Origin of the sequence: Sulfitobacter sp. G21635-S1, assembly GCF_027213915.1 — a bacterium.
GTDB lineage: Bacteria > Pseudomonadota > Alphaproteobacteria > Rhodobacterales > Rhodobacteraceae > Sulfitobacter.
The window spans coordinates 1-20,865 of record NZ_JAPWGV010000022.1 but is presented as its reverse complement, the minus strand read 5'-3'; the positions used below and the strand labels follow the sequence as shown (position 1 = coordinate 20,865).

The following is a 20,865-nucleotide window of genomic DNA, read 5'->3' as shown; positions in this document are numbered from 1 at the left end:
ACCCCCGGGAAGCCGTAATGTCGCTCAACCACATCCGTCCATGGCGCAATATCTACCGTCGTAAAAGCCGTCAGATCATGGTGGGCAATGTGCCCGTCGGGGGTGATGCGCCGATCACCGTCCAGACCATGACCAATACGCTGACCACGGACGTGAAGGCGACGATTGCTCAGGTGCAGGCGGCGGCGGATGCGGGGGCGGATATCGTGCGCATTTCGGTCCCGGATGAGGCATCGTCCAAGGCGCTGCAGCAGATCGTGCCGGAGGTTTCCGTACCGATCGTGGCCGACATCCATTTCCACTACAAACGCGGGATCGAGGCGGCAGAGGCGGGTGCGGCCTGCCTGCGCATCAACCCCGGCAACATCGGTGACGAAAAGCGCGTGCGCGAGGTCATCAAGGCCGCGCGCGACCACAATTGTTCGATCCGCATCGGGGTGAATGCCGGCTCGCTTGAGCGGCACCTGCTGGAGAAATACGGCGAACCCTGTCCCGATGCGATGGTGGAAAGCGGTCTGGACCACATCAAGATCCTGCAGGACAACGATTTTCATGAGTTCAAGATCAGCTGCAAGGCCTCTGACGTCTTCATGGCCGCCGCCGCCTATCAGCAACTGGCAGAGGCCACGGATGCGCCCATTCACCTTGGCATCACGGAGGCGGGGGGCCTGACCTCCGGCACCATCAAATCGGCCATCGGGCTGGGCAACCTGCTGTGGATGGGCATCGGCGACACAATCCGCGTCAGCCTCTCCGCCGACCCGGTGGAAGAGGTCAAGGTCGGCTATGAGATCCTGAAATCGCTGGGCCTGCGGCACCGGGGGGTGAACATCATTTCCTGCCCCAGCTGCGCGCGCCAGGGTTTTGACGTGATCAAGACTGTCGAGGCGCTGGAAAAGCGGCTGGAACACATCAAGACGCCCATGAGCCTCAGCATCATCGGCTGTGTGGTCAACGGCCCCGGCGAGGCGCTGATGACCGATGTGGGCTTTACCGGCGGCGGGGCGGGTTCCGGCATGGTCTATCTTGCCGGCAAGCAGAGCCACAAGCTGGGCAATGACGGCATGATCGAACATATCGTCGAACAGGTGGAAAAACGCGCCGCCGAGATCGAAGCGCAAGAGGTCAGGGCGGCGGAATAATCAATCCAGGTAGCGCGGCAGGACCACCGCCGGGATATGGCCCCGCAGGATCATGCCGGGCAGCACGTAAAAGGGCAGATCCGTCATCCCCAGCCTGTCCGCCAGTGCAGCAGACGCCGGATCGCGCGTGTCATGCAGCATGAACTCCGCCCGATAATCCTTTGATATCGCTTCCAGTTCATCCGCAGCCCTTGCGCATTCGGCACAATCCGCGCCGATGAACAGGGCAATCTGCCGACCGCCGAGGATCTCGGGCGCAAGGGCCTGCAAAAGCCGCAGATCGTCGTCAATCTCTTGCCGGATTTCCTGCGCTGCGGGGTTTGGCGGGTTCAGCGCTCGGTCCACGATCTGCGGCTCAGCCAGCAGCAGCGCCCGGACCTCGGCGCGAAAGGCGGCACGTTCGGCGGCGGTCAGGTTGAAAATATCCGTTTCCGCCCAGCCGGGGCCAGCCGCCAGAAAGGCGGCCAGCATCAGGACATTGCGCAAGGGTCAGCCCCGTTTGTCGTCCACGATGGCGCGCATCTGGTCATAGGGCAGATAGCCGCGCAGCATTTCGTCATGCACCACAAAGGTCGGGGTGCCGGAAATCTGCAGCGTCTGCGCCAGGGCGCGGGTCTGCGCGATCTCCTGCGTCACCTCTTCGCTGTCCATCCGCGCCTCGATGGCATCCGCATCCAGATCCAGCGTTTCCGCAATCCGGCGCATCGCCGGCACGGTGATGGAGCCGCTATAGGCCATCAGCGCATCGTTCATTGCCTTGTAGGCATCGCCGCCCTCGACCTGTTTGGTCGCGATGGCAAAGCGGGAGGCGAGCACGGAATCCTCGCCCAGAATCGGCAGTTCCTTGACGATAATGCGGATATTTCCGTCTGTTTCCAGCAGCTTGGCCACCTCACCATGGGCGCGTTTGCAATAGCCGCAGCGGTAATCCAGGAATTCGACCAATGTGATGTCGCCCTCCGGATTGCCGCCAACCCAGGAATAGCCATCGTCAAAGATCGCCGCGGCATTGTCGGAAACCATGTTCACATCGGCCTGGGCCTGGGCTTCGGCCTCGCGGCTTTGCAGCAGTTCCACCGCTTCCATGATCACCTGCGGGTTGTCCATCAGATAGGCGCGCACCTCGGCCCGGAACTGCGCGCGCTCCGCCTCTGTCAGTTCGGTCAGGTCCATGGCGCTGGCAGGCAGGGCCAGGGCAGCGGCAAGGACGACGGCTGAGACAGGGGCGAACAGGCGGGGCATCATGGCAAATCTTTCCTAGGGGCGCGGGTTGACGGCGCACCGATGACAGGGTGAAACGTTGCGCAACATTAGGAGCAAGCCCATGCGAAGTTCAACCCGGTCGGCCGTCGATCCCTTTATTGTGATGGATGTGATGCAGGCCGCCTCGGCGGCAGAGGCCGCAGGCCGTCACATCATCCATATGGAAGTCGGCCAGCCCGGCACCGGCGCACCCCGGGAGGCGGTATCGGCACTGGGGCAGGCGATGGATCGGGGCGCGCTTGGCTATACTGTCGCGCTGGGGCTGCCCGCGCTGCGCGCGCGCATCGCGCAGATGTATGGTGAATGGTACAATGTCGATCTCGATCCGGGCCGGGTGGTGATCACGCCGGGCTCCTCGGGGGCCTTTATCCTGGCTTTCACCGCGCTTTTCGATACCGGTGACCGGGTTGGCATCGGCGCGCCGGGCTATCCCAGCTACCGCCAGATCCTCAAGGCGCTGGCATTGGAGCCGGTTGACCTGCCCACATCGCCCGAGAACCGCTATCAGCCTGTTCCGGCTGATTTTTCCGGCATGGACCTGGCGGGGCTGATGGTCGCTTCGCCGGCCAATCCCACCGGCACCATGCTGGACCGCGACGCGATTGCGGCGCTGGTCGGGGCCTGCGATGCGGCGGGCACCTCCTTCATCTCGGACGAGATCTATCACGGCATCGAATATGACAAGAAGGCGGTCACCGCGCTGGAGGTCACCGACGACTGCTATGTGATCAATTCCTTTTCCAAGTATTTTTCCATGACCGGCTGGCGCGTGGGCTGGATGGTGGTGCCCGAGGATCATGTGCGCGTCATCGAACGCATCGCGCAGAACATGTTCATCTGTGCGCCCCATGCCAGCCAGATCGCAGCACTGGCCGCAATGGACTGCGATGCGGAACTGCAGGGCAACATGGATGTCTACCGCGCCAACCGCACCCTGATGCTGGAGGGGCTGACCGAGGCCGGGTTCACCAGGATCGCCCCGCCGGACGGCGCTTTCTATGTCTATGCCGATGTGTCCGACCTGACCGATGACAGCCGCAGCTTTGCCGCCGAGATCCTTGAAAAGGCCGGGGTTGCGGTGACGCCGGGGCTTGATTTCGACCCGGCGCGGGGGGGCTCGACCCTGCGGTTCTCCTATGCCCGCAGTACCGCCGATATTGCCGAGGGACTGGCACGGCTCAAGGCGTTCATGGTGGCGCGCTGAGGCTGGCGGCAGGGTGGCATTGATGCTAGCTTTGCCACAACAACAGCGTCAAGCGGTGGCACATGCGGGCATTATTTTCGACATTTCTGGCTTTGATGATCTGGGCGGGGCCTGCCCTGACGCAGGAGCTGACCGCGCTGGCCCGTGTGGACGGCGCGCGCAGTGAGATCACCGATGGCTGGTTCGGGCGCACCGACCTGCGGCTGGGGCTGAGCCAGGGGGTACCGTTCCGGGTGTTCCTGCTGGATGATCCCGCGCGCCTGGTTGTCGATTTCCGCGAGGCGGACTGGGCCGGGATCAGCCCGCAGATGCTGCTGGCCGAACCGGGCCGCGTGTCTGCCGTGCGGTTCGGCGCGTTCCAGCCCGGCTGGTCGCGACTGGTGGCGGATCTGGCGGTGCCGATGATCCCGACCGAGATCGGCATGCCGGTCGATGCGGCAAGCGGGACCGCGACGCTTGAGATCGACCTGAAGGAAGTGGACGCCGAAAGCTATGCCGCCGCCGCCGGCGCGCCGGTGGATCCGGCCTGGACCAGGGCGCTGGTTGCCCCGCCCAAGCCCGAAAACCCTGAAAAGGACCGTTTCGTGGTGGTGCTGGACCCCGGCCACGGCGGCATCGACCCCGGTGCGGAAAGCGACGGGGTTGCCGAAAAGGACCTGATGCTGAGCTTTGCACGGGCGCTGCGCGACGCGCTGGTGCGCGCGGGCATAGAGGTCGTGATGACCCGTGACGAAGACATCTTTGTGGCTCTCGAACACCGCGTGGCCATCGCCCACCAGCGCGATGCCGATCTGTTCATCTCGCTGCATGCCGACAGCCTCAGCCAGGGCGGCGCCAAGGGGGCGACGGTCTATACCCTGTCGGACGAGGCCAGCGATGCCGCGACGGAACATCTGGCGGCGCGCCATAACCGGGCCGACATCATCGCGGGTGCCGATCTGACCGGCTCCGATGACCAGGTGGCGGGCATCCTGCTGGACCTCGCGCGGCAGGAGACAGAGCCCCGGTCCGCAGCCCTGGCAAAGGTGCTGGTGCAGGGCATGGCCAAGACCGGAGGCCCGATGAACAGCCGCCCGCTGCGCCGCGCGGGTTTTTCCGTGTTGAAATCGGCCGACATCCCGTCGGTTCTGATCGAAGTGGGATTCCTCAGCAATCCACGCGACCTGAACAACCTGCGCGACCCGGTGTGGCGGTCGGTCATGGTCAATGGTCTGGCGGATGCGATTCTGGCCTGGCGCGACGCGGATGAGGCGCGCGCGCCCTTGGTGCGACAATAACACTCCAGAACCTAACGGCTTTTGGGCGGTAAACGGCCCAATGCCGGGGTTTTGCCGTTTTGACCATTCCGACGCGGACAGATATAAGTCCGCTCAGTTTCCCGCGACCAGAAGGGCTGTGCGCCGTGTTCCGATTCATCCTGTCATTCTTTGGCGGCATCTTTACGACCCTGACGATGAGCATCGGCATGGTGGCGCTGACCATCGGTGCGATTTTCTGGATGTATGGCCGCGACCTGCCCAGCCACGAAAGCCTGGCGCAATATACGCCGCCGACAATCAGCCGGATCTATTCGGGGCAGGGCCGTCTGATCGACGAATTCGCCAAGGAGCGGCGGCTGTTCGCGCCCGCCGACACGATCCCCGATCTGGTGAAACAGGCCTTCATCTCTGCCGAGGACAAGAACTTTTACACCCACGAGGGCTATGACCTGCGCGGCATCGCGGCTGCGGCCATCGACGCGGTGCGGTCCCGCGGGCGCGAGGTGCGCGGTGCCTCCACCATCACCCAGCAGGTGATGAAGAACTTCCTGCTGTCCGGTGACCGCCGGGCGGAACGCAAGATCAAGGAGATCATCCTCGCCGCGCGGCTTGAGGAAACACTGCCGAAGGAAAAGATCCTGGAGCTGTACCTGAACGAGATTTTCCTCGGCCAGAATTCCTATGGCGTGGCGGCGGCCAGCCAGACCTATTTCAACAAGACGCTGGCCGAACTGGCCCCGCATGAGGCGGCCTTCCTGGCCTCGCTGCCCAAGGCCCCGTCGGATTACCACCCGGTGCGCCGCAAGGACCGCCTGCTGGCGCGGCGCAACTATGTGCTCAAGGAGATGGAGGACAACGGCTATATCTCCGAAGCGGTTTACGAAAGCGAGAAGGCGCAGCCGCTGCGCTCTGTCCAGAATGGCGATTTCGAGAGTTTCAAAGCGGAACTGCCGCCGCGCGATTACTTCACCGACGAAATCCGTCGCCAGCTGTCCAACGACTTTGGCGAGGGCGAATTCTTTACCGGCGGGCTGACCGTGCGGGCAACCATCGACAACGAGATGCAGCCGATTGCCGCCAATGCCCTGCGCGAGCAGCTTGAGCAATATGACCGGGGGCGGGGTGTCTGGCATGGCACCGGCAAGAAGATTGCCGCGGAACAGCTGAACTCCGAGGAAAGCTGGCGCGCCGCGCTGGCGGACATCCGGGTGCCGCGCGACATCGACCTTGAGAATCAATGGTATCCGGCAGTGGTGCTGGAGGTCGGTGCCAGCGATGCGCGCATCGGCATCGAGGGCGTCGAGGAAGACGCGGATGGCCACTGGATTCCGGCCAAGGATGTGCAATGGGCCCGCAAGCGGCTGGAAAACGGCAAGCTGGCAGGCAAGGCGCGTGTGGCCGGTGATCTGGTTGAAGTCGGCGATGTGGTGCTGGTGCGCCGGATGACGGCGGATGCGGATGGGACCTTTATCCGCTGGACGCTGCGGCAGGTGCCGGAAGTGCAGGGCGCCTTTGTCGCGATGGACGTGAACACAGGCCGCGTGATCGCCATGCAGGGCGGATTTTCCTATCAGGATTCGGTCTTTAACCGCGCGACCCAGGCGCAGCGGCAGCCCGGCTCCTCCTTCAAGCCCTTCGTCTATGCCTCGGCGCTGGATTCGGGCTATTCCCCCGCGACCATCGTGGTGGACGCCCCGATCGAGATCAACACGCCGCAGGGGGTCTGGCGGCCCAAGAACGCCTCCAACCGCTACTACGGGCCGACCCCGCTGCGCACCGGCATCGAACAGTCGCGCAACCTGATGACCATTCGTCTGGCCCAGGAAGTGGGCATGGACGTGGTGGGCAGCTATGCCGAACGCTTTGGTGTCTATGACGACCTGGCCCCGGTGCTGGCCAATGCGCTTGGCAGTCAGGAAACCACGCTTTACCAGATGGTCAGCGCCTATGCGATGTTCGCCAATGGCGGCGAGCGGGTGCAGCCGACGCTGGTGGACCGGGTGCAGGACCGCTATGGCCGCACAGTCTACAAACACGATCAGCGGATCTGCAACGACTGCCAGATCGCCAGCCTGCCTGCGGGTAGCGCCCCGCGGATCATCTCCAACCGCGAGCGGGTGATGGATCCGGTGACCGCCTATCAGCTCACCTCGATGATGCGCGGCGTGGTGGAACGGGGCACGGCGCGGTCGGCCGTGAACCTGCCGGTGCCCACGGCGGGCAAGACCGGGACCACCAATGATGAAAAGGACGCCTGGTTCGTCGGCTTCACCTCGAACATCGTGGCGGGCTGTTACATCGGTTATGACCAGCCGCGCCCGATGGGCCGGGGCGCGGGTGGCGGACGGCTTTGTGCGCCGGCGTTCCAGCGTTTCATGACCGAGGCGGTCAAGAAATACGGCGGCGGCGATTTCAAGGTGCCGGAGCAATGCGTCTTCATCAACATCGACCGTTTTTCCGGCGCACGGCTGAGCGACAGCGCATCGGGCCCCAATGTGGTTTCCGAATGTTTCCGCGATGGCGAGGAGCCGATTTTCGGCATCACCTTCGATGGCGGTTTTGCCATGGGGGCCGATCTGCCGCTGGTGGAGGAAGTGGGCCAGTCCGGGCGGCAGGTGACCACCTCGACCGGGCGCAAGGCGACCGTCGGGCCGAAGGCGAGCTTTGGCACGCTGTCCTCGGGCGGCCTGTATTAAGGCCATCCCTTTCGGCAAAGCGGTGTCGCGCTGCAAACCCCACCCGACGGCTTGTCCCTGCCGCGGTGCTGGTTTATCTGCGAGGAACCCAATCAAAGGCAGGCGAAGATGCGCGCAGAGGTACAAAACACCGTTGATGAAATCAGCAAGTCGCTGGAATTGCTGGCGCAACGGCTGAACGTGGAGACCGCCCAGCACCGGTTGGAAGAATTCAATGCCCGCGTCGAGGACCCGAACCTCTGGGATGACCCGGAGGCGGCGCAGAAATTGATGCGCGACCGGCAGGGGCTGGTGGATGCCATCGACACCTATGAGGGCATCAAGCAGGACCTGGCCGACAACATCGAACTGATCGAACTGGGCGAGATGGAAGACGACGCCGAGGTGGTCGCCGACGCGGAACGCGCGCTCAAGGCGCTGGCCGAGACCGCCGCGCAGAAAGAGCTTGAGGCGCTGCTGGACGGCGAGGCCGACGGCAATGACACCTTCCTCGAAATCAACGCAGGTGCCGGTGGCACGGAAAGCTGCGACTGGGCGCAGATGCTGGCGCGGATGTATGTCCGCTGGGCGGAAAAGAAGGGCTACAAGGTCGAGCTTCAGGCCGAGAGTGCCGGCGAAGAGGCGGGCATCAAATCCGCCACCTACAAGATCGCGGGGCATAATGCCTATGGCTGGCTGAAATCCGAAAGCGGCGTGCACCGTCTGGTGCGGATCAGCCCTTTCGATTCAGCGGCAAAGCGGCATACTTCCTTTACCTCGGTCAAAGTCTATCCGGTGGTGGACGACAACATCGAGATCGAAGTGAACCCCTCTGACATCCGCATCGACACCTACCGGTCCTCGGGGGCGGGCGGCCAGCACGTGAACACCACCGATTCCGCCGTGCGGATCACCCACCACCCCACCGGCATCGTGGTGACCTCCTCCGAGAAATCCCAGCACCAGAACCGCGACATCGCGATGAAGGCGCTGAAATCACGGCTCTACCAGCTGGAACTGGACAAACGGTCCGCCCTGGTGAACGAGGCCCATGAAAGCGCGGGCGATGCGGGCTGGGGCAACCAGATCCGGTCCTATGTCTTGCAGCCCTACCAGATGGTCAAGGATCTGCGCACCAACTACGAGACCTCGGACACCAAGGGGGTTCTGGACGGTGATCTTGACGGGCTGATGGGGGCCACGCTGGCGCTGGCCGTCAGCGGCAAGAGCCGGGCCGAAGCGCAGGGCAGCTGAGCGCCGGGGGGCCTTTGCCCCCGGACCCCACGCCTGTTTTGAGCATTGAGCAGCAGGGGGATTGCACCTTCTTGTGAAGAAGTGCTCATGTGTTTTCATGGATATTCTGGATATGGATGCGCTAGCGCAATCGGCGGCGATTGATGCGGGCGAGTTGAGTGCAGCAGAGCTGATGCAGGCCACGCTGGCGCGGATCGCGGCGGTGAACGGGACCGTGAACGCGGTGGTGGCCTTGCGCGACGCGGATCTGCTGATGGCGGAGGCGCGGGCGGCGGATGCGGCCCCGCGCAAGGGATGGCTGCACGGCATTCCGATGGCGATCAAGGATCTGGCCAATGTGGCGGGTTTGCCCACCTCCAGCGGCTCACCCCTGTTTGCGGATATGATCGCGCCGGAGGATGACCTGATTGTCAGCCGCCTGCGGGCGGCGGGGGCGCTGATCATCGGCAAGACCAATACCCCGGAATTCGGCCTTGGCAGCCATACCTTCAACCCGGTCTACGGGGCCACCACCAATCCCTATGATGCCACCCGGTCGGCGGGCGGCTCCTCCGGCGGGGCGGCGGCGGCATTGGCGGCGCGGATGCTGAGCGTCGCGGATGGCTCCGACATGATGGGATCCCTGCGCAATCCGGCGGGCTGGAACAATGTCTATGGCATGCGGCCTTCCTGGGGCGATGTGCCGGCGGAACCGGCGCGGGAGATGTTCCTGCATCAACTGGCGACACTGGGCCCGATGGCGCGCAGCCCTGCGGACCTTGCGGCTTTGCTGGATACGATGACCGGTGCCGATCCGCGCGACCCGCATGGGCGCAGCCCGGCGGACAGGCTGCCGGGGATTTCCACGCCGCCGGGGCGGCTGCGGATCGGCTGGCTGGGGGATTGGGGCGGTGCCCTGCCATTCGAAGACGGTATCCTGGCCGGGAGCGAGGCGGCGCTGGCGCAATTGACGGGCCTCGGCCATGCGGTCGAGGCGCTGGAGGCGCCCTTCTCTGCCGATGCGATCTGGGACAGCTGGATCACCCTGCGGTCCTTTTCCGTGGCGACCGGGCTGGCAGAGATCTACCTGAACCCCAGGACGCGGGATGCGCTGAAGGAGGCCGCGCAATGGGAGGTGGCGCGCGGGCTGGCGATGGATGCGATGACGGTGCACCGCGCAAGCGAGGTGCGGTCGGATTGGTTCAGATCTGCCGCCAGGCTCTTTGACGGGCTGGATGTGCTGGTGCTGCCCTCGGCGCAGGTCTGGCCCTTTGACGTGACCCTGACCCATCCGGTGCAGATTGCCGGGCAGGGGATGGATACCTATCACCGCTGGATGCAGGTTGTCGTGCCAGCCAGCCTGATCGGTCTGCCCGTGGTGAACATCCCGGCAGGCTTTGGCGACAACGGATTGCCGCTGGGTCTGCAGCTGATCGGGCGGCGTGGCAGCGACGCGCGCCTGTTGCAACTGGCGCAGCAATGGCATGGCGCGACCGGCTGGCCGCAGAAAAGACCCCCCGTTATCTGAACGGCGGGTTTGGCGCGGGCAGGGCGCTTTCGCGGCCCTGCGCCACCAGCTGCGCGCGCAGCGCTGCGGCATCCGGGTGGTTGGTCTCAAGCGCGAAGACATGGGCGTGGGTCAGGTAGAACGCCGCGCGTTCCGGCGCATTGGCCTGGGCCGCGGCCTGTTGGTAGAGGGTTACCAGCGCCCGCAGATCCCTGGCGGCATGGGCCGCCAGCAATTCCCGTTCCAGTGCGATCACTCGGCGGCCTGTGGCGGGCTGCGGTGCCGTTCGATCTGTGCCGCGACCCAATCGTGAAACAGATGTGTCGGGCCGTCCATCGCGGGTGAGAACCTTCCGCCATCGAAGGTCAGCGCGTGCCGTCCCCGCTGCATGCCTTCGACAACAAAGACGTCCTCGTCAAAGACCTCTCTCCATTGTTTGGCGTTGCGTTCGCGCAGGGCCGGGTCGGTGTCGGGTCGGGCGTAGTAGATATGCACATGCTCGACCGTATGCGCCTGGCTTTCAGGGACCAGGATGATGGCAAAGCTGTGGTCGCGGTGCACGCCCATCAGCACATTGGGATAGACGGTGATATATTCCGCGGCCGTGTCCCATTTGTCGCTGATGCCGGCAAAATCGGGAAAGCTCTGGCCCGCTTCGTCCTTGAGCTGCCGGTACACCAGCGTGCCCTGGCCGGAGTACCGCCCCGGTTCCTCGATGTGATAATGATCCTCCAGCCGGGAATAGCTGTTCAGGCCGGGATGGACCCAGGGCAGGTGGTAGCTTTCGCAGTAGTTTTCGACCGCCAGCTTCCAGTTGCAGTCGACGGGAATCTGAAACCGGCTTTCCGCGCCGCCATGGTACAGGGGCTGGTCGAATTCGGCCCAGCGGGCCAGCAGGTCGGCATGGGCATCGGCAAAGGCGGGGGCCTGACCGGAGACATTGATAAAGATCACATCCATCCAGATGTGACTGCGGATTTCCACCAGACCCAGCAGCGCACGGTCGATCCCGCTATGGGTGTTCTGACCGGGGCCACCCACATGCGGGGTGCTGACCAGCCGGCCATCGGTGGCATAACACCAGCTGTGATAGGGGCAGCGGATGGCCCCCTCGATGTTGCGCGGTTCCTCGACCAGGATCATGCCCCGGTGGCGGCAGGTGTTCTGGAACACGCGCACCTCGCCCTGGCGGTCGCGGACGATCAGCAGGGGCATGCCCAGAAAGCTGAGCGGCACGGCGTCGCCGATGTCGGGCACATCCGCGGTCACGGCCAGCCCCGCCCAATTGTCGAAAAGCACCGCCTGACGTTCCTCGGCAAAAACCTCCGGATCGATGTAATGGGGATTCGGCAGGCCATTGGCCTGTTCGATCGGGCGTCTGACATTTCTGAGGTCGGTCCGGTGCTGGGCCATGCTGCTCTCCTGCTGCTGGCTTGAGGCTAGCAGATGGCGCGCGCAGCCGTATTTCCGGCAGCGACCCGTTTTTATCACCGGCGACATGCCCCTGCGGCGGCTGTTGGCGGGGGCGGATCAGGAAAACGGGATATGGGGGCGCAGCAGGTGTTTGTGGAAGGGCTGCAACTGGTCCAGTTCCTTCAGCCCTGCGCTGCGGGCGGCGGGCAGGGCATCGGATATCTTTTCGCCAAGGTATTCATAGACCAGCCGGGTCACGCGCAACGCACCTGCGGATTCAGGCACCGTCCGGGTGACATAGCCCACCCAGAAATTGTTTTCGAAGGATGCGGCGCGGCTGAGATGGTTGAAAGACACCGTCATTGCGTTGCTGCGCGCGGCGATGATGGTGATTCCCTCGTCCTGGCGCATGACGGCGCCCCGGAATTCACGCGCTCTGGCACCGGTGGGCAGGCCCTGGATGCGCATCGCCTCTCTTGTCTCAAAGCCGCGCAGCAGGGTATTTCCCCCCTCCCGGCCAACCATCACCACAGAGACCACAAAGCGGTCCGGATCGACAAAGCTGCGCCGGGAAAACCGGTAGAAGCCACTTGGGAAGTCATCCTGTGACACCTGCCGGTTGCCTGCGCCCACGAAGTTGCGCAGATAGGCGCATGAGAACGGGTCCGGCGGGCAGGTGAGACTGTCGATCGGTTCGAGCATGATGCGCGCATCGACCCCAAAGAAGTTGCAGATGCGCGCCAATATGTCCGGCCTGGGAAAACTTTCGCCGGACAGGTATCGGTTGAACTGCGTCCGGTTGATTGAAAGCTGCCGCGACAGGTCGGAAACCGAGGCATAGCTTTCTGCAAGCTTTCGCAAATTCGCGCCAAAAACATTGCGCAATTGCGCAGGAGATTGTTTATTTGGTTCCATATTCTCAGTGAGGTGGAAAAATCCGGCGGGTTTGCGGAGATTTATGTCCCGCGATTAATTGAAGATAGATATTTCGTTCCTGTTCCGCGTCAAGTGTGACGGCAATTTGTGGCAGAACGACGCCAGAGCGGCATTATTTGGAACAAACGTACGGATATTGTTCATATCTACTCTCGGTGAGATGTAGTTAGATAACAGCTAGGATCGGTTAAGGTTATTTGATGTTGGGCGTGGTCCTTTGGAGCGATCCTGTTGACCGGAAAGCGGTGTTCTGGTGCGAAGACCAGGGCGATCTGGCCTATTATTGTGCCGGACACGCGACAGACCTCTGCGACGGCTTTCTTGAAGCCGGGGACATGGTGACCTTCACCGCCGATATCGTTGGCAAACTGCGCAAGGCGCGTGATGTCGCGCTGGTGCAAGAGCAGGCCTGTACGGAATTGCCGGAAAAACTGCGCGATACATCCCGGACATCCCAGGCCCCTGCCAGGCGGCAGGAGGGCGACAAGCGGATTCTGTCCTTTGTGTCACCCTCTGCGCCGCAGGTCGTCACGCATCAGTTTCGCAAGCGCAACGTCTGATCATTCAGGTCGCACCCGGGGCCGTGGCGGCGCCGGGTCAGTCGCCCCGGGACAATGCGGCGACCCCGGTGCGGGCCACTTCGGTCAGGCCCAGCGGGCGCATCAGATCGGCAAAGGCGTCGATCTTTTCCGGCGCGCCGGTGATTTCGAAGACAAAGCTTTCCAGGGTGCTGTCCACCACATTCGCGCGAAAGATATCGGCCAGCCGCAGGGCCTCGACCCGGTGTTCGCCCTTGCCGGTGACCTTGAACATCGCCAGCTCGCGTTCCACGCATTTGCCCTCGACCGTGAGGTCATGCACATCATGGACCGGCACGATCCGGCCCAGCTGCGCCTTGATCTGCTCGATCACCTGCGGCGTGCCCGAGGTCACGATGGTGATGCGGCTCAGATGCCCTGTGTGATCCACCTCAGCCACAGTCAGGCTGTCGATGTTATAGCCGCGCCCGGAGAACAACCCGATGACCCGCGCCAGCACGCCGGGCTCGTTTTCGACCAGCACGGCGAGTGTATGACGTTCGATCACATCCGAAAAGTTGGGCCGCAGGTTATAGGCGGAATGGCTGGTCGCGCCTTTTTTGATTTTGAGTGCTGACATTGTTCAGGTCCTGAGAATGAGGGGTAGAAGGCCGGAGTTTTCGAAAACTCCGGTCCGATTTTTTCGAAAAAATCGCGTCACACCAAAACACTCCCCTTGGCGTCGATGACGCCCTGGGTATCGGCTTCGCCCAGAAGCATTTCGTTATGCGCCTTGCCGCTCGGGATCATCGGGAAGCAGTTTTCGTGCTTTTCGACCAGGCAGTCAAAGATCACCGGCCCGTCGTGGTTCAGCATCTCCATGATCGCATCGTCCAGATCGGCGGGATCCTTGCACAGGATGCCCTTGGCCCCGAAGGCCTCGGCCAGTTTCACGAAATCGGGCAGGCTTTCCGACCAGGAATGCGAATAACGTTCGCCGTGCAGCAGCTCCTGCCACTGGCGCACCATGCCCAGACGTTCGTTGTTCAGGATGAATTGTTTGACCGGCAGGTTGTACTGCATGGCGGTGCCCATTTCCTGCATGTTCATCAGCCAGGACGCTTCGCCCGCCACATTGATCACAAGGGCGTCGGGATGCGCCATCTGCACGCCGATGGAGGCGGGGAAACCATAGCCCATGGTGCCCAGCCCCCCGGAGGTCATCCAGCGGTTCGGGTCCTCAAAGCCAAGGTATTGCGCGGCCCACATCTGGTGCTGGCCGACCTCGGTACAGATATAGCGGTCGTGATCCATGGTCAGCGCCTCAAGCCGCTGCAGCGCATATTGCGGTTTGATCGTCTTGCCCGTCTGCTTGAACTTGAGGCAATCCACACTGCGCCATTCGTTGATCTGCTGCCACCATTTGGCCAGCGCCTCGCCGTTGGTCTTGCGGCCGCGCGATTTCCAGATCTTCAGCAGGTCCTCCAGCACATGGCCCACATCCCCCATGATCGGGATGTCCACGCGGATGACCTTGTTGATCGAGGACGGGTCGATGTCGATATGCGCTTTCTTCGACTTGGGACTGAAGGCGTCGATGGTGCCGGTGATCCGGTCGTCAAAACGCGCACCGATGTTGATCATCAGGTCGCAGCCGTGCATCGCCATATTGGCCTCGTAAAGCCCGTGCATGCCCAGCATGCCCAGCCATTTGTCGCCCGAGGCGGGATAGGCGCCAAGGCCCATGAGCGTGGAGGTGATGGGAAAGCCCGTGGCCTCCACCAGTTCGCGCAGCAACTGGCTGGCACCGGGGCCGGAGTTGATCACACCGCCGCCGGTATAGAACACGGGGCGCTTGGCCTTTTCGATGGCGGCGGCCAGTTCGGTGATCGCCTCCAGGTCGCCCTTGACCTGCGGCTGGTAATGCGAGGTCGAGGGTTTGCGCGCCTCATAGGTGCCGGTGGCGAATTGCACGTCCTTGGGGATGTCCACCAGAACCGGGCCGGGGCGGCCGCTGGTCGCAACGTGAAAGGCCTCGTGCAGCACGCCCGACAGCTTGTCGGTCTCTTTCACCAGCCAGTTGTGTTTCGTGCAGGGGCGGGTGATGCCCACGGTATCGGCTTCCTGAAAGGCGTCGGAGCCGATCATGAAGGTCGGCACCTGGCCGGTCAGCACCACGATCGGAATGGAATCGAGCAAGGCATCGGTCAGGCCGGTCACCGCATTGGTGGCACCGGGGCCGGAGGTCACCAGAACAACGCCGGGCTTGCCGGTCGAGCGCGCATAGCCTTCGGCGGCATGCACGGCACCCTGTTCGTGGCGCACCAGAACATGTTTGATCGAGTTTTGCTGAAACACCTCATCATAAATGGGTAGGACAGCGCCGCCGGGATACCCAAATACGGTATCGACACCCTGATCTATCAGGGCTTGAACGATCATCTTCGCTCCGGTCATCTGGCGTGTCATCTGCTTTTCTCCGTTTCAGCAGGTTCAAGGTGCGCATAAAAAAACCCCCGTTTTGGCGGGGGCGCATGGGTCAGATTATGGTCTACCGTTACCGGCCCATGCGCGTGTGTCCTACAATGACGACTAGAGTGGTCATGCCCTGGGGCTCCTTTAAGCGTGCGGCGACATTATGTTCGTCCGCCGGGAGGGTCAACAGGCAAATATCCACTTTCGTGTCGTGCGGTGCTGATTTTGCGACATATTGTTGCGCAATGCCTGTTTCAGGCGAAACTTTCGATTCCTGCTTCAGCAGGGGTATGCCGCCCGTTCAGGGTTGTTTCCGAGATGGGGTGACCCCGCCCCGCGACCCCGAATCCGCTGTGTAACAATTCGTTAGATTTGGGTTGCAAGCGACTGATTCGGCGCGAAATTGCGGAAATCAGCCCCACCGCTCAGTAATTCATCTGCAGCCTTTGTTTTAAGCGATGAAAACGGCCCGTGGTTACAACTTTTGCGCGAAATCACGCATCTTATGGACGTCAAGTCAGAAGAAGGTGTTCCATATCGCGGGTTGAACGCTAAAGTGCGGTTATTCGAAACGATCCGTGGCCCCAATGGCAACACGGGCATTCTATCCGGGAGGAATCTACCTATGGACCGTCGTTCATTTCTGAAGACGTCTGCACTTGGCGGCACCGCTGCCGCCGCGACCACATTGGCCGCACCTGCCTATGCACAGGGCAAACGCACACTGACAATGGTAACCACTTGGCCCCGCGGCCTTGCCGGTGTCTGGGATTCGGTGGAGCGTGTGGTGCAAAACGTCTCTGACATCACAGACGGTCAGATCACCATCGACCCGAAAGGTGCGGGCGAACTCGTCGGTGCCTTCGAGGTGTTCGATGCCGTGACCTCTGGCCAGGCCGACATGTATCATGGCGCTGACTACTACTTTACCGGCCAGCACCCGGGTTTCGCATATTTCACCGCTGTGCCCTTCGGCATGACCGCGCCGGAAATGATGACCTGGTACTACGGTCAGGACGGCAAGGCGCTGCACCACGAGCTGGGCGAAGTCTTTGGCATCAAGTCCTTCATCGCGGGCCAGACCGGCGCGCAGGGTGGCGGCTGGTTCCGCAAGGAAATGAAGTCGGCTGCCGATTTCAACGGTCTCAAGTTCCGCATGCCGGGCCTTGGTGGTCAGGCATTGTCCAAGCTGGGCGCTTCCGTTCAGGTTCTGCCGGGCGGTGAAATCTATCAGGCCCTGTCCACAGGCGCGCTGGATGGCACCGAATGGATCGGCCCCTGGTCCGACGAAAAGCTGGGCCTGCAGGAAGTCTGTGACTACTACTATCCTGCCGGTTTCCACGAGCCGGGCGCGGCCTTGTCGGTTGCAACCAACCTCGATGTGTTCGAAGGCCTGACACCTGCGCAGCAACGCGCGATCGAAGTGTCCTGCGCCGATGCGCACCAGCAGAACTATGCGCTGTTCATCGCCAACAACGGCCCGGCGCTGCAGCGTCTGAAGTCTGGCGGCGCGCAGGTTCTGGAATTCTCCGACGACATCTGGGATGCCTTCGGCAAGGCCTCCGTGGAGGTTCTGAACGAGTTCACCAGCGACGATCTGTTCAAGAAGATCCACGATTCCGCCCAGAAGTCGATGCGTGAATCCGGCGAATGGCTGGCGGTGTCGGACAGCAAATACGCCTCCGAGCGTAACCGCGTGCTGGCGACAATGGAGTAAACTGATGCGGCCCCCATCCGGGGGCCGCGTTTCGGTTAGACTTGGCACGGGCTGCGACACCTTTACAGGGGTGACGCGGCCTGTGTTGGCACAATCAAACAGGGGTCCGTCCAGATGCTCGATGGCATACGGTGGTTCTTTTCCAACATCGCGATGGCTTTCTACAACTTCGGCTATGCCGTGACCCATCCGGGGCTCTGGCTGGACTGGAGCGACAAGACGGCGATCATGCGGTTTGTCTATTACGGTGCGTCGATCGAATTGTTCTTCGTGATCTTCGACGCGCTGCTGATCCTCACGCTTGTCTGCGTGCTGCGGCCAAACTTCATGTGGACCGTGGTCCGCGGTCTGGAAGGGCTTGCAAACGGGCTTGGCCGGTTCTTTGCCTGGGCGGGTCTGCTCATGGTGCTGCAACAGATCATCATCGTCTTCATGCAACGGATTTTTGCCCGGCCCGACATCGTTGTCGGTTTTGGTGTGCCGCTGCAATTCGACATTTCATGGTATGCCGAAGAGCTGAAGCTCTATAACGCGATGATCATCGTCTTCTGCGTGGCCTATACCTTTGTGCAGGGCGGGCATGTGCGGGTGGACCTGATCTATGCCGGCGTGAAATTCCGAACCAAAAAGATCCTCGACATGTTCGGCGCGGTCTTTTTCATGATGCCTTTTGCCGTGCTTACATGGCTTTACGGCTGGTACTTCATGTGGCGTCACCTGATCGTGCCTAATCCCTCGGCCTCTGACTCCCTGGACCGGCTGGTCAACAAGGCCCGCGCCTTGCGCTGGAACGTGGAGACAACCGGCTTCAGTCCCAGCGGGTTCAACGGCTACTTCCTGTTCAAGGTCCTGTTGTGCCTGTTCTGCGCCATGGTCTTCCTGCAAGCGATTGCAGTGGCCTACCGGTCCTGGCGGGAACTCCGTGAAGGCCCGGAAAGCGAAGGCCGCTATCTCGACCGCGACTCGCTCGGCGAGGGCGAAGAAGCCTATGAAGGCACCCATTAATTTCGGCAAGTAATCAGGGGACATCCCATGCTGTTTGGTCTGGACGGGGTCGAGGTTGGCCTGCTTATCGTTTTCATCTGTCTGTTCGGTGGCATCCTTTCGGGGTTCCCGGTGGCCTTTGCCATCGGCGGCGCGGGGATCATCTCTTTCGGGATCATCGCGGCGATGGACAGCGCCGGTCTGCTGATCCACCAGGCCATCGACACCTCGTCGGATGCCTATCGGGCGCTGGTCGGCACGGGCGTCAAACACGACGCGATATCCATTTTCCGATACCCTGACCTGCCACGGGTGGGGCAATCTGTTTTCCCCCAGGGCTGGGAAACCGCGCTGGACCGGAACGTCAGCTTTATCGTGAACCGGATGAACGAACGCGTGCTTGCAGGCCAAAGCATCGAGACGCTGCTCGCGGTTCTGATGTTCGTGCTGATGGGCATTACCCTGGAACGCTCCAAGATCGCCAATGACCTGCTGACCACAATGGCGCGGGTTTTCGGGCCGCTGCCGGGCGGTCTGGCGGTGTCGATCGTGGTTGTGGGCGCCTTCCTTGCGGCCTCGACCGGGATCGTGGGGGCCACGGTTGTCACCATGGGCCTGCTGGCCCTGCCCACGATGCTGCGCAGCGGCTATTCGCCGGAACTGGCGACAGGTGTCATCGCGGCCTCCGGCACGCTGGGGCAGATCATTCCGCCCTCCATCGTGATCGTTCTGCTGGGCACGCTTGCGGGCGATCTTTATTCCGCCGCACAGGAGGCGCGGGCCACCGCTGCGGGGTGCAGCGATGCGCTGACCTTCCTGGGGCAACCGGCGGTGGTCTCCGTCGGCACGCTGTTCCAGGCGGCGCTGCTGCCGGGCATTCTGCTGGCGGTGCTCTATGCGCTTTATGCCTTCTGCTACGCGCTGCTCAATCCCGAGAAGGCCCCGGCGGTCGAACTCGGCACGACCAGCAGCGAAGCGATCACCCGGCGCGAAGCCTTCACCTGGTTTGTCGGCGCACCTGTGCTGCTGATTGTCGGGACCATCCTGCTGGGCAACATCGGTGCCGTTGGCAGCCAGTCGACCGTTGTCTCCAGCTTCTCCGACTCCGGGGATACCGCAATCCTGCGGACCAATGTGGGTGAGGATTGCAAGACCGCGATGATCGAACTGCACGGGCAGGACAAATGGGACCAGGCCGTGGCGCAACAGGCCGAGATCGACGCGGCTGGCGGTGTTCAGACCAGTGAGCGGCTGTCGGTTGAAGCCCTTGCAGAGAAAACTGCGGCCAAGATTGCGGCGGCGGCACCCATCGGAACCGGCGTGGCGATCATCGTCGTGTTGCTGGGCCTGGTGCTGAGCGCCGGTCGGGGCGTGTCGCCCTCTGCCGCCGGCAGGCCGCTGATCCTCGGCGCAATCGGACTGGTGCTGATGCTGCTGGTGGACATCCTGCTGATCGGGCCGGTCACCTCGCCCGGGGTGATGGTGTTGCTGATGGCGCTGCCCTTTGCCCTTGCGATGTACGGGGTGGTCTATGCCACAAGGCTTTGCGCCGGAAACGAGCTGATCCGGGTGGTCTTCCCGCCGCTGATGCTGATCGTCGCGGTGCTGGGCTCGATCCTGGGCGGGATCACCAACCCGACACCGGCCGCGGCGCTGGGGGCGGGCGGTGCGATCATGCTGGCCGCCTATCGCAAGCTCAAGGATCAGGACCGCAGCCCCAAGATCATCATCTGGTCGACGCTGGCAATCGTGATCTGCATCCTGGTCGGCGTGAACTTCGACCTGCGGATCAACCAGGACGGGGTCAGTTTCGAAAGCTGGGTCGCCTTCTTTGTGGCCTATGCCGCCTATATCTATGCCGTCTTCGGACTGCTCTTTGCCTGCTGGGTGCTTTACACCTCCGGGGTGCTGACGCCGGTGGTGCGCGAAACAGCCAAGGTCACCTCGATGGTCTTCACCATCCTGATCGGCTCGCAATTGCTGAACCTCGTGGTGATCAGCTTTGGCGGGGAGCATTACATCCAGCAGTTCCTGCGGTCCTTCGACAATGAGCTGACCGTCTTCCTGCTGGTGATGCTGGTGCTCTTCGTGCTGGGCTTCGTGCTCGACTTCCTTGAGATCATCTACATTGTGGTGCCCATCGTGGGGCCGGTGATCTATGGCGGCACCTTTGACCCGAAATGGGTGACGATCATGATCGCGGTGAACCTGCAGACCTCCTTCCTGACACCGCCCTTCGGCTTTGCGCTGTTCTATCTGCGCGGGGTCGCCCCGGCGAGCGTCACGACGCAGCACATCTACCGCGGCATTGTGCCCTTCGTGCTGATCCAGGTGGCGGGGCTGGCGATCCTGTGGTTCTTCCCGGCGATTGTCACCATCGTGCCGGAACTGATGCCGAACTGAGGCGTCGCGCCACAGGGCAGGGGTATTATCAAAAGGAGAGGGCGCCCCCGGGCGCCCTGAGGCTGCTGAAAAAGCACGTTCCTGCACCCGCTCCCCCCGAAACAACGAAATCGTTCTTCCACGACGCCAGCCACAA

Annotated in this window: 17 protein-coding genes; 10 read left to right on the top strand and 7 right to left on the bottom strand. The window is 62.5% G+C overall.

Annotated features, from left to right (window positions below):
- Window positions 1-17 precede the first annotated feature (17 nt).
- Complete coding sequence (gene ispG / locus O4H53_RS19155) at window positions 18-1,142, top strand: flavodoxin-dependent (E)-4-hydroxy-3-methylbut-2-enyl-diphosphate synthase (RefSeq protein WP_269366351.1); 1,125 nt, start codon at window positions 18-20, stop codon at window positions 1,140-1,142.
- Here the strand turns inward: ispG and O4H53_RS19150 are convergent, their stop codons facing one another.
- Complete coding sequence (locus O4H53_RS19150) at window positions 1,143-1,628, bottom strand: disulfide bond formation protein DsbA (RefSeq protein ID WP_269366349.1); 486 nt, start codon at window positions 1,626-1,628, stop codon at window positions 1,143-1,145.
- 3 nt (window positions 1,629-1,631) lie between these two features.
- Window positions 1,632-2,384, bottom strand: a complete 753-nt coding sequence (locus tag O4H53_RS19145) for a DsbA family protein (protein WP_269366347.1) — start codon at window positions 2,382-2,384, stop codon at window positions 1,632-1,634.
- Between the two features lie 82 nt (window positions 2,385-2,466).
- On the opposite strand from O4H53_RS19145, the gene O4H53_RS19140 reads away from it, so the two are divergent.
- From O4H53_RS19140 to O4H53_RS19120, 5 genes are all read left to right on the top strand, one after another.
- Window positions 2,467-3,609 (top strand): pyridoxal phosphate-dependent aminotransferase, encoded by a 1,143-nt coding sequence (locus O4H53_RS19140; RefSeq protein WP_269366345.1) that lies wholly within the window; start codon window positions 2,467-2,469, stop codon window positions 3,607-3,609.
- A gap of 62 nt (window positions 3,610-3,671) precedes the next feature.
- Complete coding sequence (locus O4H53_RS19135) at window positions 3,672-4,886, top strand: N-acetylmuramoyl-L-alanine amidase (RefSeq protein ID WP_269366343.1); 1,215 nt, start codon at window positions 3,672-3,674, stop codon at window positions 4,884-4,886.
- A gap of 125 nt (window positions 4,887-5,011) precedes the next feature.
- Window positions 5,012-7,564 (top strand): penicillin-binding protein 1A, encoded by a 2,553-nt coding sequence (locus O4H53_RS19130; protein ID WP_269366341.1) that lies wholly within the window; start codon window positions 5,012-5,014, stop codon window positions 7,562-7,564.
- Window positions 7,565-7,672: 108 nt separating this feature from the next.
- The gene (gene prfB, locus O4H53_RS19125; RefSeq protein WP_269366339.1) at window positions 7,673-8,797 is read left to right on the top strand and encodes a peptide chain release factor 2; all 1,125 of its coding nucleotides are present in this window, start codon (window positions 7,673-7,675) and stop codon (window positions 8,795-8,797) included.
- A gap of 97 nt (window positions 8,798-8,894) precedes the next feature.
- Window positions 8,895-10,304, top strand: coding sequence for an amidase (locus tag O4H53_RS19120; RefSeq protein WP_269366337.1), 1,410 nt, complete (start codon window positions 8,895-8,897; stop codon window positions 10,302-10,304).
- Here the strand turns inward: O4H53_RS19120 and O4H53_RS19115 are convergent.
- The 3 genes from O4H53_RS19115 to O4H53_RS19105 form a co-directional block, all read right to left on the bottom strand.
- Window positions 10,297-10,539 (bottom strand): hypothetical protein, encoded by a 243-nt coding sequence (locus O4H53_RS19115; protein ID WP_331284243.1) that lies wholly within the window; start codon window positions 10,537-10,539, stop codon window positions 10,297-10,299. The genes O4H53_RS19120 and O4H53_RS19115 overlap by 8 nt on opposite strands.
- Window positions 10,536-11,696 (bottom strand): aromatic ring-hydroxylating oxygenase subunit alpha, encoded by a 1,161-nt coding sequence (locus tag O4H53_RS19110; RefSeq protein ID WP_269366335.1) that lies wholly within the window; start codon window positions 11,694-11,696, stop codon window positions 10,536-10,538. The genes O4H53_RS19115 and O4H53_RS19110 overlap by 4 nt, the downstream gene beginning before the upstream one ends.
- 117 nt (window positions 11,697-11,813) lie before the next feature.
- Window positions 11,814-12,557: a helix-turn-helix domain-containing protein gene (locus tag O4H53_RS19105; protein ID WP_331284242.1), complete on the bottom strand. Its 744-nt coding sequence runs from the start codon at window positions 12,555-12,557 to the stop codon at window positions 11,814-11,816.
- A gap of 275 nt (window positions 12,558-12,832) precedes the next feature.
- Here O4H53_RS19105 and O4H53_RS19100 point away from each other — a divergent pair, with 275 nt between their 5' ends.
- Window positions 12,833-13,192 carry a hypothetical protein gene (locus O4H53_RS19100; protein ID WP_269366332.1) on the top strand — a complete coding sequence of 120 codons (360 nt, stop codon included), beginning with the start codon at window positions 12,833-12,835 and terminating at the stop codon, window positions 13,190-13,192.
- Window positions 13,193-13,229: 37 nt separating this feature from the next.
- On the opposite strand, the gene ilvN is transcribed toward O4H53_RS19100, so the two are convergent.
- Both ilvN and O4H53_RS19090 read right to left on the bottom strand, forming a co-directional pair.
- Window positions 13,230-13,790 (bottom strand): acetolactate synthase small subunit, encoded by a 561-nt coding sequence (gene ilvN, locus O4H53_RS19095; protein ID WP_114276483.1) that lies wholly within the window; start codon window positions 13,788-13,790, stop codon window positions 13,230-13,232.
- A gap of 77 nt (window positions 13,791-13,867) precedes the next feature.
- Complete coding sequence (locus O4H53_RS19090) at window positions 13,868-15,619, bottom strand: acetolactate synthase 3 large subunit (RefSeq protein ID WP_269366331.1); 1,752 nt, start codon at window positions 15,617-15,619, stop codon at window positions 13,868-13,870.
- Window positions 15,620-16,250: 631 nt separating this feature from the next.
- On the opposite strand from O4H53_RS19090, the gene O4H53_RS19085 reads away from it, so the two are divergent.
- From O4H53_RS19085 to O4H53_RS19075, 3 genes are all read left to right on the top strand, one after another.
- A complete protein-coding gene (locus O4H53_RS19085) occupies window positions 16,251-17,342 on the top strand; it encodes a TRAP transporter substrate-binding protein (protein ID WP_269366330.1) in 1,092 nt (363 codons plus the stop codon).
- A gap of 114 nt (window positions 17,343-17,456) precedes the next feature.
- A complete protein-coding gene (locus O4H53_RS19080) occupies window positions 17,457-18,347 on the top strand; it encodes a TRAP transporter small permease subunit (RefSeq protein ID WP_269366329.1) in 891 nt (296 codons plus the stop codon).
- Between the two features lie 27 nt (window positions 18,348-18,374).
- Window positions 18,375-20,729 carry a TRAP transporter large permease subunit gene (locus O4H53_RS19075; RefSeq protein ID WP_269366328.1) on the top strand — a complete coding sequence of 785 codons (2,355 nt, stop codon included), beginning with the start codon at window positions 18,375-18,377 and terminating at the stop codon, window positions 20,727-20,729.
- Window positions 20,730-20,865 lie beyond the last annotated feature (136 nt).

Coding starts and splice junctions, on each gene's coding strand:
- O4H53_RS19135 (WP_269366343.1), top strand. CDS start 3,672: ATGCGGGCATTATTTTCGACATTTCTGGCTTTGATGATCTGGGCGGGG.
- O4H53_RS19140 (WP_269366345.1), top strand. CDS start 2,467: ATGCGAAGTTCAACCCGGTCGGCCGTCGATCCCTTTATTGTGATGGAT.
- O4H53_RS19080 (WP_269366329.1), top strand. CDS start 17,457: ATGCTCGATGGCATACGGTGGTTCTTTTCCAACATCGCGATGGCTTTC.
- O4H53_RS19075 (WP_269366328.1), top strand. CDS start 18,375: ATGCTGTTTGGTCTGGACGGGGTCGAGGTTGGCCTGCTTATCGTTTTC.
- O4H53_RS19100 (WP_269366332.1), top strand. CDS start 12,833: ATGTTGGGCGTGGTCCTTTGGAGCGATCCTGTTGACCGGAAAGCGGTG.
- O4H53_RS19110 (WP_269366335.1), bottom strand. CDS start 11,696: ATGGCCCAGCACCGGACCGACCTCAGAAATGTCAGACGCCCGATCGAA.
- O4H53_RS19120 (WP_269366337.1), top strand. CDS start 8,895: ATGGATATTCTGGATATGGATGCGCTAGCGCAATCGGCGGCGATTGAT.
- ilvN (WP_114276483.1), bottom strand. CDS start 13,790: ATGTCAGCACTCAAAATCAAAAAAGGCGCGACCAGCCATTCCGCCTAT.
- prfB (WP_269366339.1), top strand. CDS start 7,673: ATGCGCGCAGAGGTACAAAACACCGTTGATGAAATCAGCAAGTCGCTG.
- ispG (WP_269366351.1), top strand. CDS start 18: ATGTCGCTCAACCACATCCGTCCATGGCGCAATATCTACCGTCGTAAA.
- O4H53_RS19090 (WP_269366331.1), bottom strand. CDS start 15,619: ATGACACGCCAGATGACCGGAGCGAAGATGATCGTTCAAGCCCTGATA.
- O4H53_RS19145 (WP_269366347.1), bottom strand. CDS start 2,384: ATGCCCCGCCTGTTCGCCCCTGTCTCAGCCGTCGTCCTTGCCGCTGCC.
- O4H53_RS19085 (WP_269366330.1), top strand. CDS start 16,251: ATGGACCGTCGTTCATTTCTGAAGACGTCTGCACTTGGCGGCACCGCT.